The 12,776-nt window shown below is 65.6% G+C and carries 12 protein-coding genes and 1 rRNA gene; 6 read left to right on the top strand and 7 right to left on the bottom strand.

What is annotated here, in order from left to right:
* The first annotated feature begins 30 nt into the window (after nt 1-30).
* Complete coding sequence (locus EC839_RS00065; protein WP_132831700.1) at nt 31-1,014, top strand: DctP family TRAP transporter solute-binding subunit; 984 nt, start codon at nt 31-33, stop codon at nt 1,012-1,014.
* Here the strand turns inward: EC839_RS00065 and EC839_RS00060 are convergent.
* Entirely contained in the window at nt 1,011-1,322 is a 312-nt protein-coding gene (locus EC839_RS00060) for a hypothetical protein (protein ID WP_256680888.1), read from the bottom strand. The genes EC839_RS00065 and EC839_RS00060 overlap by 4 nt on opposite strands.
* On the opposite strand from EC839_RS00060, the gene EC839_RS00055 reads away from it, so the two are divergent.
* Nucleotides 1,321-2,427, top strand: a complete 1,107-nt coding sequence (locus EC839_RS00055) for an alpha/beta hydrolase (RefSeq protein WP_132831699.1) — start codon at nt 1,321-1,323, stop codon at nt 2,425-2,427. The two genes, EC839_RS00060 and EC839_RS00055, sit on opposite strands and share 2 nt — an antisense overlap.
* 51 nt (nt 2,428-2,478) lie before the next feature.
* On the opposite strand, the gene EC839_RS00050 is transcribed toward EC839_RS00055, so the two are convergent.
* From EC839_RS00050 to EC839_RS00030, 5 genes are all read right to left on the bottom strand, one after another.
* Nucleotides 2,479-2,916: a DNA methylase gene (locus tag EC839_RS00050; RefSeq protein WP_132831698.1), complete on the bottom strand. Its 438-nt coding sequence runs from the start codon at nt 2,914-2,916 to the stop codon at nt 2,479-2,481.
* Nucleotides 2,917-2,994: 78 nt separating this feature from the next.
* Nucleotides 2,995-3,420 (bottom strand): group 1 truncated hemoglobin, encoded by a 426-nt coding sequence (locus EC839_RS00045; RefSeq protein WP_132831697.1) that lies wholly within the window; start codon nt 3,418-3,420, stop codon nt 2,995-2,997.
* A complete protein-coding gene (locus EC839_RS00040; protein WP_132831696.1) occupies nt 3,420-4,271 on the bottom strand; it encodes a DUF3034 family protein in 852 nt (283 codons plus the stop codon). The genes EC839_RS00045 and EC839_RS00040 overlap by 1 nt, the downstream gene beginning before the upstream one ends.
* Complete coding sequence (locus tag EC839_RS00035; protein WP_132831695.1) at nt 4,268-6,586, bottom strand: bifunctional diguanylate cyclase/phosphodiesterase; 2,319 nt, start codon at nt 6,584-6,586, stop codon at nt 4,268-4,270. Before EC839_RS00035 ends, EC839_RS00040 begins: the two co-directional genes overlap by 4 nt.
* Complete coding sequence (locus tag EC839_RS00030) at nt 6,570-7,235, bottom strand: methylamine utilization protein (protein ID WP_256680887.1); 666 nt, start codon at nt 7,233-7,235, stop codon at nt 6,570-6,572. Before EC839_RS00030 ends, EC839_RS00035 begins: the two co-directional genes overlap by 17 nt.
* 228 nt (nt 7,236-7,463) lie before the next feature.
* Between EC839_RS00030 and lon the strand changes: the two genes are divergently transcribed.
* The 4 genes from lon (at nt 7,464) to cmoB (ending at nt 12,073) form a co-directional block, all read left to right on the top strand.
* Complete coding sequence (gene lon, locus EC839_RS00025; protein WP_132831694.1) at nt 7,464-9,854, top strand: endopeptidase La; 2,391 nt, start codon at nt 7,464-7,466, stop codon at nt 9,852-9,854.
* Nucleotides 9,855-9,915: 61 nt separating this feature from the next.
* Complete coding sequence (locus tag EC839_RS00020; protein WP_132831693.1) at nt 9,916-10,308, top strand: protease inhibitor I42 family protein; 393 nt, start codon at nt 9,916-9,918, stop codon at nt 10,306-10,308.
* A gap of 62 nt (nt 10,309-10,370) precedes the next feature.
* The gene (gene cmoA / locus EC839_RS00015) at nt 10,371-11,108 is read left to right on the top strand and encodes a carboxy-S-adenosyl-L-methionine synthase CmoA (RefSeq protein ID WP_132831692.1); all 738 of its coding nucleotides are present in this window, start codon (nt 10,371-10,373) and stop codon (nt 11,106-11,108) included.
* A complete protein-coding gene (gene cmoB, locus EC839_RS00010; RefSeq protein ID WP_132831691.1) occupies nt 11,105-12,073 on the top strand; it encodes a tRNA 5-methoxyuridine(34)/uridine 5-oxyacetic acid(34) synthase CmoB in 969 nt (322 codons plus the stop codon). Before cmoA ends, cmoB begins: the two co-directional genes overlap by 4 nt.
* Nucleotides 12,074-12,535: 462 nt before the next feature.
* Here the strand turns inward: cmoB and rrf are convergent.
* Nucleotides 12,536-12,651, bottom strand: a 5S ribosomal RNA gene (gene rrf / locus EC839_RS00005).
* Nucleotides 12,652-12,776: the final 125 nt, after the last annotated feature.

Genomic DNA, 12,776 nt, shown 5'->3' with positions numbered 1-12,776 from the left:
GGACTACAGGAAAAATCATCAGGAGCTGTCATGAAGTCGTCGATCCTGGGCCTTTGTGCCCTGCTCTCCGCTATCCTGCCCATGACGGCCTCCCAGGCCGATGTCATCACCCTGAGGTTTTCCCATGTGGTGGCGCCGGACACTCCCAAGGGCAAGGGAGCCCAGCTGTTCCAGGGGCTGGTGGCGCAGCGCCTCGCCGGTCAGGTTCAGCTGGAGGTGATGCCCAGCGGCACGGCCTTCACCGATGCCAACGAGTTGCAGGCCCTGCAGGACGGTAAGGTGGATATTCTGGCGCCGGCGATCAGCAAGCTCACCGACCTCAGTCCCAAGCTCAAGTTGTTCGACCTGCCCTTTCTCTTCGAGAGTCGCGCCGCCCTCGATCACTTCCAGGCGCGTCCGAGCGGTCGCCAGCTGCTGCAGAGTCTGGAACCGGCGGGCATCATCGGCCTGGCCTACTGGCCCAACGGCCTCAAGCAGCTGTCGGCGCGCAAGCCCCTGCGTGAGCCCGGCGATGCCAAGGGTCTGGTGTTCCGCATCCAGAATTCCGATGTCCTGCAGAGCCAGTTCGAGGCCCTCGGCGCCACGGCGGTCAAGCTGCCCTTCAACCAGACCCTGCAGGCGCTCACCTCGGGCACCGTCAATGCCACCGAGAATACCTGGTCCAACTACTGGAGCCAGCGCCTCGATGGGCAGCAGCGCTACTTCACCGAGAGCAATCATGGCGCCCTGGACTACATGCTGATCGTCAAGGCGGATCGCTGGCGCACCCTGCCCTTCGCCGTACGCAGCACCCTGGAAGAGATCATCGATCAGGTGACCTTCGAGGTGAAGAAGCAATCCGAGGCGGAAAATCAGCGTGATCGCGCGCGCATCGCCGCCGCGGGCGGCAGCGAGATCATCACCCTCACCCCCGAGCAACGGGCACGCTGGCGGGAGGCCATGCGCCCGGTGTGGCAGCGCTACGAAGGCGAAATCGGCGCCTCCCTGCTCAAGGCCGCCGAGACCTCGAACTAGAAGCGCTGTTGCGGCGGTACGGCCCAGCGGCGCAGGGGCAGGCTGCCCGCCTCGCGGCAGTGCAGATCGCGGAAGGGCCCCGCCACCCGGTCCCAGCCCGGCCCTGGCGACGTCTGGGTGCAGAATTCCTGACCATTCGCGCTGCTACGCCAGCGCCAGTAGGCGGCTGGCTCGGCGACGGCCTGGCTAGCCAACAGCCCCAGCAGGGCGACCGCCAGACACCTGCCGGCGATCCGCCGGAACCTCTCGCGCGATAAGCATGTCGGTTTGTAGGTAAGCCCGTCGAATTCGCACAGGATTTCCGCCATGCCGCTGTCCGTCTTGCGTAGCAAACCCACCCTCCTCGCCCTCGCTCTGGTTGGCGCCGGCCTCGCCCTGACCGGCTGCGCCCGCGATCCGGAAAAACGTTCTCTGGGTGCCGAGACGATCAGCAATGCCAAGAGCATGGCGCGCACCGATGCCGACATGCAGAAGGTGCTGAATAAGTACGCCAGTTTCGATCCCAAGGCCGTGGAAAAACTGACCGCCCAGGAAGCCCGCAAACAGCCTACCATCGTCGATGCGGTCAAGGGTGTCCTGCAGGACGAAGGTCGTCCCACCCAGCCCGAGGCACTGGTACCTGGCGTGACCAGCGTCGACCGCGCCGTGGACGGTGCCGCCGGCGTGCTGCCTGCCCGGATCTACACCCCCGAGGGCCAGGGTCCCTTCCCGGTCATCCTCTACTTCCACGGCGGTGGCTGGGTGTTCGCCGATCGCAACGTCTACGACGCCGGTGCCCGTGGCCTGGCCAAGCAGGCCAATGCCATCGTGGTCTCGGTGGATTATCGCCAGGCGCCCGAATACAGGTTTCCCGCTGCCCACGACGACGCCCTGGCGGCCTATCGCTGGGTGACCACCCACGCCGGTTCGCTCAATGGCGATCCCCAGCGCCTGGCCCTGGCCGGCGAAAGCGCCGGGGGCAACCTGGCCGTGGCGACCGCCGTCGCCGCGCGCAAGGCCGGTCTCACCGCGCCCAAGCACGTGCTGTCGGTCTATCCGGTGGTCCAAACCAACACCCACACTCCGTCCTACGAGCAGTACGACGATGCCAAGCCGCTCAATCGCCCCATGATGCTGTGGTTTGTCGAGCAGGTGACTCGTTCCCCCGCCGACCTCAAGGATCCGCGTCTGGATCTGACCAGGGCCGATCTCGCCGGCCTGCCGCCGGTGACCATCGTCAATGCCGAGATCGATCCCCTGCGTGACGACGGTGGCTTCCTGGAGACCGCCCTGCGCCAGGCCGGCGTCCAGGTGGAGCGCAAGGTCTATCCGGGCGTCACCCATGAGTTCTTTGGCACCCCTGCCGTGGTGCAAAAGGCCAAGGACGCCCAGGCCTATGCCGGCAGCCGACTCAAGGCCGACCTGGGCAAGTAACAGCCACTCACCCTCTCTGCCCACCGCCGGCCCTGTGCCGGCGGTTCACGTCTAATCGGGAAACAGCAGCGGGCCCGCTTCGCGCATGAAGATCTCGCAGGTCTTGGGGCCCACTCCCTTCAACATTTGCAGACGCCGCTCGAAATCCGCGCGATCTGCGCTGGCGTCACGTAGTCGGACGAAACTCCCGCCATAGTCCTTCTGCAGATGGCGACAGACCTCCAGCAGGCGCGTTGCCGTACTCTCGTCATAACGCCGGTAGTGCCCTTCGCCGAGATAGTTGACCAGTTGCTGCCAGCTCAGATTGAGCAGCTTGCGCGGCGTGTCGCGGCCGTAGGTGCGGTAGAGCACCGTCCAGGCCTGAGCGGCGATGGTCTGGGAGATGCGTTTGCCGAACAGGTAGCTCGCCAGGAACCAGCCGAACAGCGCCGGTTCGTCGTCCACTGCCAGCGTCAGGCCGAGATCGGCCGCCGAAGTCGTCTTGCTCAAGCATCATCCCTCTCGTAGGCGTCTTGCCTAGGGAGGATCTGGCGCGGATGAGGTTCGATAACAGCGACAGCCGGCAGGCTACTGGCGGATCACCTGGCCGCGTTGCGAGGCCAGACGCGCCAGCAAGACATTCTGCGCCCGCTCCGGGATGCCCTCGCGCCGCATGGCCAGTTGCAGGTCTTCCACCAGGGCATTGAAGTCGGCGGGTTGCAGATTCAGACCGCGATGACTTTCCGCCATGCTCGCCCCTGCATAACGACAGGGGCCGCCTGCATCGGCACAGAATTTCTGGATGAGCAGACCGCGCAGCCGCGCGATGTCGACATTGGCGAAGTAGTGCCGGATCCGCCCGTCACGCGCCACGTTGAGCAGCATGCCCTCGACGATCCGGGTGATGCCGGGATGGCCACCCAGCTCCTGATAAAGTCGGTCCCCCGCTGGCGGCTGGGGCGCGCAGCCCAGCATCAGCAGCAGCGCCACCAGCACCAGCGGCTTCGCCTGCATCAGTAGCTCCCCTGCAGCGACAGGTAGAGGCCCTGCTGATCGTCCAGGGTGGCGATCTCGCCCAGCCAGGCATAGGCCAGCACCAGTGACAGGTGCTTGTTGGGGAAATAGCCCACGAAGGTATCCACCCAGTCACTCTCCCGGGTAAAGGACAGATTCTGCGGCTTCTCGCGATATTCCATGCCCACCGCCCACCGGGGATTGAAGAACACCGCCGCCGACCCCTCCTTGAGCCACTGACGACTGTCGTTGCGCTCGCCACCAAAGCCCAGCAGCCCCATCTCGTTGGCGCGGCTGTACCTGAGACCGACGTTGATCAAGAGGTTGTAGCCGAAGGCGCCGCCCAGAAACAGTCGGCTGGCGCCCAGGTAACCCTCGACATCGCTATCGCGCCGCGCACCCACGGCAGCGGGAATGCCGAAGTCGCGCTGATGCTTGTACTGCACGCCCAGGGCGATCTGCGGCAGCCGGTCGTAGATCAGGTCTCCCGCCAGGCGCACCTTGGCCCCGACGATGTCCTGGCTGAGGGTCTCTTCCTCGAGCTTCATCAACCGCCGCAGGGTCGGCATGTCCAGGCGCTGACGGGCATAGGAGACTTCCACCCGATTGTCGTAGGCCACCGCCACGCCGGCGGCATCGAGCCGGTAGTCACCGGTCCATACCCGGGTGGCGAAGGCGGTGGCGCCCGGCTGACCGCTTTCGCCATAGCCGCCGATCACCGCCCAGGGCGTGATGCCGCCGCCCGCCGCGCCTTCCAGACTGCTGGCGCCGCCGGTGGCCAGCAGCTTGCCGCCGTCGGCCTGGACCCCGGTCGCCAGCAACAATCCCGCCAGCAGCCAACCACGATTCATGACAGCGCCTCCAGCACCGGCTGGCTCTGCCGTTCCATCCAGGCTTCGAATTCCGCTGCCGGAACCGGACGGCTGATGTAGTAACCCTGGATCACATCGCAGCCCCAGCTGCGCAACAGGGCCAGAGCCCGCGCTTCCTCGACCCCTTCGGCGACCACCTCCAGGCCCAGGTTGTGACCCATCTCGATGGTCGAGCGGACGATGACGGCGTCATCGTTGCCCGGTGCCAGCTCCTTCACGAAGGACTGGTCGATCTTCAATTCGTCCACCGGCAACCGTTTCAGGTGCGCCAGGGAAGCCTGACCGGTGCCGTAGTCATCCACCGACAACCGGATGCCCAGTACGGACAATCGCGTCAGCAGCGCGATCGCCGCCTCGGGATCGGCCATGATGGCGCTCTCCGTGATCTCGAAGGTCAGCTGCCGCGCCGAGACGCCCGCGTCGTCGAGCCAGCCCATGACCCGCTCGGGCAGTCGGGCATCGGCCAGGTCGACCGCCGAGACGTTCAGCGACACCTTCACTTCGCGGCCCTGGGTATGCCAGAGCGCCAGTTGCCGGATCGCCGCCTGGATCACCCAGCGGGTGAGTCCGGCCATGCTGCCACTGCGCTCGGCCAGGGGAATGAATTCACCCGGCGAGACCATGCCCAGTTCGGCGTGGCGCCAGCGCAGCAGCACCTCGGCCTGGTGCGACCCATTGCCCTGCAGGGCCACCTTGGGCTGGAACACCAGCATCAATTCACCCCGCTCGCCCGCCAGTGGCAGATCGTGCACCAGTTGCAGACGCCGCTGCTGGGCCGCATCCCGTCCTTCATCATAGACCCGCAGGCGATCCGGCAACTGTCCGGCGTCGAGCATGGCGCTGCGCGCACGCTCGATCAGCAGGGTCGGATCGTCGCCATGGCGCGGATACTCGACGACACCGATGCGGCAACTGAGACGAAAAAGCTGACCTTCCCACTCGATGGGTTCGGCCAGCGACAGACGCAGTTGCTCGGCAAGTCCCACCGCGCCCTCTAGACCAACGCGGCAGAACTGGACGAGAAACTCATCACCCACCGGTCGCGACACGCAGCCACGCCCGGCCAGCAACACCTGCGCCCGCTCGGCCACCATCCTGAGGATGCGATCGCCTCCGGCGACCCCGGCGCTTTCGTTGATCGCCTGGAAGCCATCCAGCCCCAGGTACAGCAGCGACACCTGGGGCTGGCTGGCGATGAACACCCGCAGCCGTTCCTCGGCCAGGACGCGATTGGGCAGGCCGGTCAGGGCGTCGTGCAGGGCATTGTGGTTGAGCCGCTGCTCGCGCTCGGCGATCCCCTGACGCATCTCTTCGAGCACCTGCGCCAAGCGGCCGAATTCGTCACGGCGCTGGACCTCCACCTTGACCCCGTAGTCCCCCTGGCCGATCCGCCAGGACATCACCGACAACTGCCGCAGCGGCTGGGCCAGGTTGCGTGCCAGCCACAGCGCGCCCAGCAAGGCCGCCAGCAGGGCGCCGCCAGCGATCAGCGCCAGTTGCCTGAGCAGGGGTTCGAACTCCGTCAGGGCCACATCGAGCGAGCGCAGCAGATAGACCTGTACCGGATGGTCGGCGGTCCCGAGGGTCAGCCGCTTGACCTGATAGAGGCGATCACCCAGGGGCAGTTGCCAGATATCGCTGCCCTGGGGCGCGTTCGCCAGCGCTTGCATCAGCGACCGCCCGTGCGCTTCCGGCAAGGTACTGGCCATCAGCGCGGCTTCGCCGAGAAACACCACGTCCAGATTGATCAGCGAGCGAAATTCTTCGGCCATGGCCTGATCCATGACGAAACTCATCACCACCTGGGCGATGGGCACAGGGGCACGGACCGGCACCGTGACGCGCAATTGCGGCAGGCCGGTACCCGCCAGCACGCAGCTGCCGTCATTGCCCGACGCCACCGCGACGGGCAGACGCTCGCCTTCGCTGTGCGCCGCCACGGTGCTGGCGATCAGCCGGCCGTCCAGGTCCAGCAGATAGGTATCGCCCGCGCCCACCCGGGCGCCATGGTTGGCCAGCACCGACCTCAGCGTCGGCACGTCGCCACTGGCCACGGCATCGCGAAAGCCGAAATCGGCGGCGAGCACCCGCACGGCATCGTTCAGCCGACGGCAGCGCCCGTCCAGCACCTGGCGAAAGACCCGCGCCCCGGTGTCGAGCTGGTCATAGGACTGGCGCACCGCACTGGCCTCGGTGGCGGCCTTGACCGTCAGATAGACCAGGGTGATGACCACCAGCATCAGCAGGAAGAGACTGCCGGCGATGCGGGTCTGGAAACTATGGATGAGCTTCATCGTGCGTGGCCTTGTGGAAGGCATCCTCGAAAGCCGAGCTCGCCGGCGCCGCGGGCTGCGGCTTCGGCTGAACCGCCAGCTGGAGTTTCAGGGTCACCGGCTTGCCCGCCACGTCCAGCGCAGGCTGGGCGACCTCCTGCTGGTCGCTGAGGTCGGGATGCCAAAGTGCCAGCTGATAATGACCGTCCGGCGCCTCCAGGCGGGCCTGACCCTGACTGTCGGTCACCGCGGAGCGCCCGGCGGTGGTCACGTAGACGTAACCCACCATCCAGTCGTGGATATTGCAGCCCACCACCACCACCCCCGGTCGGTCGAACACCACCGGCGTGCTGGGAAGCCCGTGGTAGAGCGGCAGCTCGAAGCGCTTGGGACTGGAAAAGGAATAGACCTGATGGCGGATGTCGTCGGTATTGGGAAAGCTCACCGCCGTCCCGGTGGCCACCGCCAGGACGTGGGGGACGAAGCGCCGATTCTGCTGGTCGATGGCCGCAGGCCGCCGCTCGGGCACCAGGCCCGGCGCCGACATCATCACCACCGCATCGGCCAGGGGTGCCCCCTGGCCGTCGACGACCTGCACGGCGACCGGCGCCGCCTGCGCGGTGCCCAGGCCCAAGACCAGCAATCCCGTTACTAGATATCGCTTGTTCACCCGCTGTTCTCCACCGCGCGCCCTTGGAAACTCTCGCCGGCTTCGCGGCGTGACTTCAGCTTTAGCGGCAGTCCCGGGGGAATCTTTATCGTCGCGACGGCCAGTCGTTGCCCCGGTCGTCGCACTTCAAGCGGTGCCCGGCGGTCAAGAAGGACAGGTCTTTGCCTGCGTTGAAAAAGCAGCGCCCTCGCCCCATGTTGGCCCTACATCCAAGCCCAAGGTACGCCAATGAGCGATCAGGACAATCAAGCGGACATTCTCAGCGAAGAAGCCGGCCAGACCGGTCTGGTGCTACCCGGCCAGAATCTTCCCGACAAGCTGTACATCATCCCCATTCACAACCGCCCCTTCTTCCCGGCGCAGGTACTGCCCGTCATCGTCAACGAAGAGCCCTGGGCGGAAACCCTGGAGCTGGTGGCCAAGACCGACCACCACTGCCTGGCGCTGTTCTACATGGAGCAGCAACCCGGCGATGCCGACGGCTTCGATCCCGACCAGGTGCCGCAGCACGGCACCCTGGTCCGCATCCACCATGCCACCCGCCAGGACGGCAAGCTGCAGTTCGTGGCCCAGGGGCTGTCGCGGGTACGGATCCGCGGCTGGCTGCGCCGGCAGCGTCCGCCCTATCTGGTGGAAGTCGAGCACCTGCGCCCCAGTCCCGATCCCAGCGACGAGGTGAAGGCCTACGGCATGGCGCTGATCAACGCCATCAAGGAGCTCTTGCCGCTCAACCCGCTGTACAGCGAAGAGCTGAAGAATTATCTCAATCGCTTCAGCCCCAACGACCCCTCGCCGCTCACCGACTTCGCCGCCGCCCTCACCACCGCGCCGGGCGATGAACTGCAACAGGTGCTCGATACCGTGCCCATGCTGCAGCGCATGGAAAAGGTCCTGCCGCTGCTGCGCAAGGAGGTCGAGGTCGCGCGCCTGCAGAAGGAGCTGTCCGCCGAGGTCAATCGCAAGATCAACGAGCGCCAGCGCGAATTCTTCCTCAAGGAGCAGCTCAAGCTGATCCAGCAGGAACTGGGCATCACCAAGGACGATCGCAGCAGCGACATCGAAGGTTTTCGCCAGCGCCTGGAGGGCAAGATCCTGCCCGAAGCGGCGCAGAAGCGCATCGACGACGAGCTGAACAAGCTGTCCATCCTCGAGACGGGCTCGCCGGAATACGGCGTCACCCGCAACTACCTGGACTGGGCCACCGACCTGCCCTGGGGTATCCACGGTCAGGACAAGCTCGATCTCAAGCACGCGCGCAAGGTGCTCGACCGGCACCACGCCGGGCTCGACGACATCAAGAATCGCATCCTCGAATTCCTCGCGGTGGGCGCCTTCAAAGGCGAGGTCGCCGGCTCCATCGTGCTGCTAGTGGGACCGCCCGGGGTGGGCAAGACCAGCATCGGCAAGTCCATCGCCGAATCCCTCGGCCGCCCCTTCTATCGCTTCAGCGTCGGCGGCATGAGGGACGAAGCCGAGATCAAGGGCCACCGCCGTACCTACATCGGCGCCATGCCCGGCAAGCTCGTCCAGGCCTTGCGCGACGTCAAGGTGATGAATCCGGTCATCATGCTCGACGAGATCGACAAGATGGGCCAGAGCTACCAGGGCGACCCGGCCTCGGCGCTGCTGGAGACCCTGGATCCGGAACAGAACGTCGACTTCCTCGACCACTACCTGGATCTGCGGCTCGACCTGTCCAAGGTGTTGTTCGTCTGCACCGCCAACACCCTGGACTCCATTCCCGGGCCCCTGCTGGACCGCATGGAGGTCATCCGCCTCTCCGGCTACATCGCCGAGGAAAAGCAGGCCATCGCCAAGCGCCACCTCTGGCCCAAGCAGCTGGACAAGGCCGGGGTGCCCAAGGATCGCCTGACGCTCACCGACAGTGCCCTCAAGGCCCTGGTGGAAGGCTATGCCCGCGAAGCCGGCGTGCGCCAGCTGGAGAAGCAGCTGGGCAAGCTGGTGCGCAAGGCGGTGGTCCGGCTCATCGAGGATCCCAAGCTCAAGGTCAAGATCGGTGCCTCGGATCTCGAGGACTATCTGGGCATGCCACCCTTCCGCAAGGAACAGGTGCTGTCCGGGGTCGGCATCATCACCGGGCTGGCCTGGACCAGCATGGGCGGCGCCACCCTGCCGATCGAGGCGACGCGCATCCATACCCTGAATCGCGGCTTCAAGCTCACCGGCAAGCTGGGTGACGTCATGAAGGAATCCGCCGAGATCGCCTACAGCTACGTCACCGCGCATCTCAAGGACTTCAAGGGCGATCCGAATTTCTTCGACCAGGCCTTCGTCCACCTGCACGTCCCTGAAGGCGCCACGCCCAAGGATGGCCCCAGCGCCGGCATCACCATGGCTTCCGCCCTGCTGTCGCTGGCGCGCAATCAGGCGCCGAAGAAGAACGTGGCCATGACCGGCGAGTTGACCCTGACCGGCCAGGTGCTGCCCATTGGCGGGGTACGGGAAAAGGTCATTGCGGCGCGGCGGCAGAAGATCAGCGAGCTGATCCTGCCGGAGCCCAATCGCGGCGACTTCGAAGAGCTGCCCGCCTATCTCAAGGAGGGGCTGACCGTTCACTTCGCCAGGCGCTTCGCCGACGTGGCCAAGGTGCTCTTCTAGTCTGACCGTCCGACCTCTTGGGGTATGCTCTGCGTTTTGCCGTCATACCCCGGAGGTTTCCATGTCCAACCGTCTTCTGTTCTGCGGCTGTCTGCTCCTGGCCGGCTGCAGCAGCACCCAGCCGAGCGGCAACCTCATCCTGGGTGACGACAGCGACTGCACCCCGCTGGCCATGCACACCGGCCAGGAACTGACCCTGACCCTGCCCAGCGATCCCACCAGCGGCTATCGCTGGACCATCCTGCAGCGCAGCGACAACCTCAGGCAACTCGGCCCGGAAGTCTTTCGCGAACAGCGCCAGGACCAGGGCGGCATCGGCAGCGCCGGTCAGTCCCTCTGGCGCTTCCGCGCCCAGAGCGCCGGCAGCGCCCATCTCGAGCTCCAGGCCCGTCAGCCCTGGGATGCCGAAGCCGAGCCCCAGGCCCGCTTCGACTGCCGTATCGAAATCCGCTGAGCCCACATCCAGCGGTGCCTGCCGGGGGTACAATGCCCCCTTTCGATTTCCAGGTACCGCCCATGAGCGAAGCCGACCGCCTGTTCGCGTCGCCGCAGCCTCCCGCCGACTTCACCTTCAACGAAGACGTGGTGCGCGTCTTTCCCGACATGATCAAGAGATCCGTGCCGGGCTATCCCACCATCGTCGAGAATCTCGGCGTCATCGCCGCGCGCTTCGCCCAGCCCCATAGCCACCTCTACGATCTCGGCTGCTCCCTAGGCGCCGTGACCCAGGCGCTGCGCCGTCATGTCCGCGCCGAGGGTACCCGGGTGATGGCCATCGATAACTCCACCGCCATGGTCACCCGTTGCCGCGAATACCTCAGCGCCCAGGACTCCATGCACGAGGAGTTGCTCCCGGTAGAGGTGGTGGAAGCCGATATCCTCCAGGTCCCGCTCGAACCGGCTTCGGTGATCGCCCTCAACTTCACCTTGCAATTCATCGCCCCGGAACAGCGCCTGGGCCTGCTCAGCCGTTTGCGCGCCAGCCTGCTGCCCGGCGGTGCCCTGCTGCTGTCGGAAAAGATCCGTTTCCCGGAGGCCGAGACCCAGGCACTGCTCAACGGTCTGCACCTGGACTTCAAGAGAGCCAATGGCTACAGCGAACTGGAAATCGCCCAGAAGCGCACCGCCCTGGAAAACGTCATGCTCACCGACACCCTGGACGAACACCGCGCGCGCCTGCAGGCCGCCGGTTTCACCACCGTAGTGCCCTGGTTCCAATGCCTCAACTTCACCTCCCTGATCGCCCTGCCATGACCCAGCCGTCCTACCTCGCAACCCTGCAACGGGTACTGGCGGATACCCCGCTGGCCACCTGGTCCCAGTCCCTCGAAGCCGTCCTGGCCGCCAAGTACGCCCGCGGCCACGGCGATCTGCAGCGCTGGCAAGCGGGTGTCGATGCCTTCCCCGAAATCGCTGTAGCGGCTGTCGAACTGCGTGAGGCCGTACGCCTCGTCGGCGCTCCTACCGTGGAGCAGCGCCAGGCCCTGCGCGAGGCACTGCTGCAACTGCGCCCGTGGCGCAAGGGCCCCTTCCAACTGTTCGATCTCCACCTGGATACCGAATGGCGCTCCGACTGGAAGTGGGACAGGGTCTCCCCTCACCTGGATCTGCAGGGCAAGCGCGTCCTGGATGTCGGCTGCGGTAACGGCTACTACCAGTGGCGCATGCTTGGCGCCGGAGCCAGTCTGGTGCTGGGTGTCGATCCCAACTGGCTGTTCCATTGCCAATTCCAGGCCCTGCGCCGCTATCTGCCCGACCTGCCCGCCTGGCACCTGCCACTCACACTGGAAGAACTGCCCGTACTGGACGGCGGTTTCGATACCGTCTTTTCCATGGGCGTGCTCTACCATCGTCGTTCGCCCATCGACCACCTGCTGGATCTAAAGAACTGCCTCGACAGCGGCGGTGAGCTGGTCTTGGAAACCCTGGTCGTCGAAGGTGATGCCACCACCGTTCTGGTACCCGAAGACCGCTACGCGCAGATGCGCAACGTCTGGTTCCTGCCCTCGGCGGCCGCCCTGCAACTCTGGCTGCAACGCGCCGGCTACCGCGACATCCGCCTGGTGGATCTCACCCCCACGACGGTAGACGAACAGCGCTCCACCGAATGGATGGGCTTCCAGTCGCTGCCGGACTTCCTGAATCCGGAAAATCCAAGCCTGACCGTCGAAGGCCTCCCCGCCCCCCTGCGCGCCACCCTGATAGCCCGCAAACCCTGAACGCAAAAAGCCCGGCATCTGCCGGGCTTTTTCTTGCTCGCGTAACGCTGCGGTAGGTTGGTTGAGCGCAGCGAAACCCAACATCCAGCTGATCGCAGCCATGGCGGTCCGCCGACGCGGCCGCTCCTACGGTATGACTCCTTGTAGAAGCGGCCGCATCGGCAGACCGCCATGGCCACAACAGCCCGGCGCAGCCGGGCTGTTGTGGCTCTTAGGCTTTTACGAGCTTCAGGCAGCACCCATCTGCAGGCCTGCGCCAAACTCCCCGCCACTCCGCTCCGGGTCCCCTCTCCCGTCGGGAGAGGGCTAGGGTGAGGGCCACCTCAGCTACGTAGCTTCAGGCTTCCGCTGGCCGTCTATCTGCCCCCAGCGCCTAAGCGCTCTGCCTCCGGCCAAACTTTTCCCGCCCTAAAGACAACACCCCCGCCAGAGTGATCTGAGCGGGGGTGCTGGGTGTTAGGCGCTTGACGATGACCTACTCTCACATGGGGAAGCCCCACACTACCATCGGCGATGCATCGTTTCACTTCTGAGTTCGGGAAGGGATCAGGTGGTTCCAATGCTCTATGTTCGTCAAGCAATTCGGTTGGCTAGCCAGGCGTAGAGCGTGCCTGGCTGGCCCAATTGGGTCTGTGATCGAAGTAGACGTGTCGTCTTTGGGGTCTTGCGAACCCACGCGCCCGTTTTCGGCGTCGTCTTCCTC

The sequence above is a fragment of the Pseudomonas sp. JUb52 genome, from assembly GCF_004341115.1.
GTDB classification, from domain to species: Bacteria; Pseudomonadota; Gammaproteobacteria; order Pseudomonadales; family Pseudomonadaceae; genus Chryseomonas; species Chryseomonas oryzihabitans.
Note: the sequence above shows the minus strand (reverse complement) of the source record. Positions and strands in the feature narration are given on the sequence as shown.

Coding starts and splice junctions, on each gene's coding strand:
- EC839_RS00065 (WP_132831700.1), top strand. CDS start 31: ATGAAGTCGTCGATCCTGGGCCTTTGTGCCCTGCTCTCCGCTATCCTG.
- EC839_RS00055 (WP_132831699.1), top strand. CDS start 1,321: ATGCCGCTGTCCGTCTTGCGTAGCAAACCCACCCTCCTCGCCCTCGCT.
- EC839_RS00060 (WP_256680888.1), bottom strand. CDS start 1,322: ATGGCGGAAATCCTGTGCGAATTCGACGGGCTTACCTACAAACCGACA.
- EC839_RS00045 (WP_132831697.1), bottom strand. CDS start 3,420: ATGCAGGCGAAGCCGCTGGTGCTGGTGGCGCTGCTGCTGATGCTGGGC.
- EC839_RS00040 (WP_132831696.1), bottom strand. CDS start 4,271: ATGAATCGTGGTTGGCTGCTGGCGGGATTGTTGCTGGCGACCGGGGTC.
- EC839_RS00035 (WP_132831695.1), bottom strand. CDS start 6,586: ATGAAGCTCATCCATAGTTTCCAGACCCGCATCGCCGGCAGTCTCTTC.
- lon (WP_132831694.1), top strand. CDS start 7,464: ATGAGCGATCAGGACAATCAAGCGGACATTCTCAGCGAAGAAGCCGGC.
- EC839_RS00020 (WP_132831693.1), top strand. CDS start 9,916: ATGTCCAACCGTCTTCTGTTCTGCGGCTGTCTGCTCCTGGCCGGCTGC.
- cmoA (WP_132831692.1), top strand. CDS start 10,371: ATGAGCGAAGCCGACCGCCTGTTCGCGTCGCCGCAGCCTCCCGCCGAC.
- cmoB (WP_132831691.1), top strand. CDS start 11,105: ATGACCCAGCCGTCCTACCTCGCAACCCTGCAACGGGTACTGGCGGAT.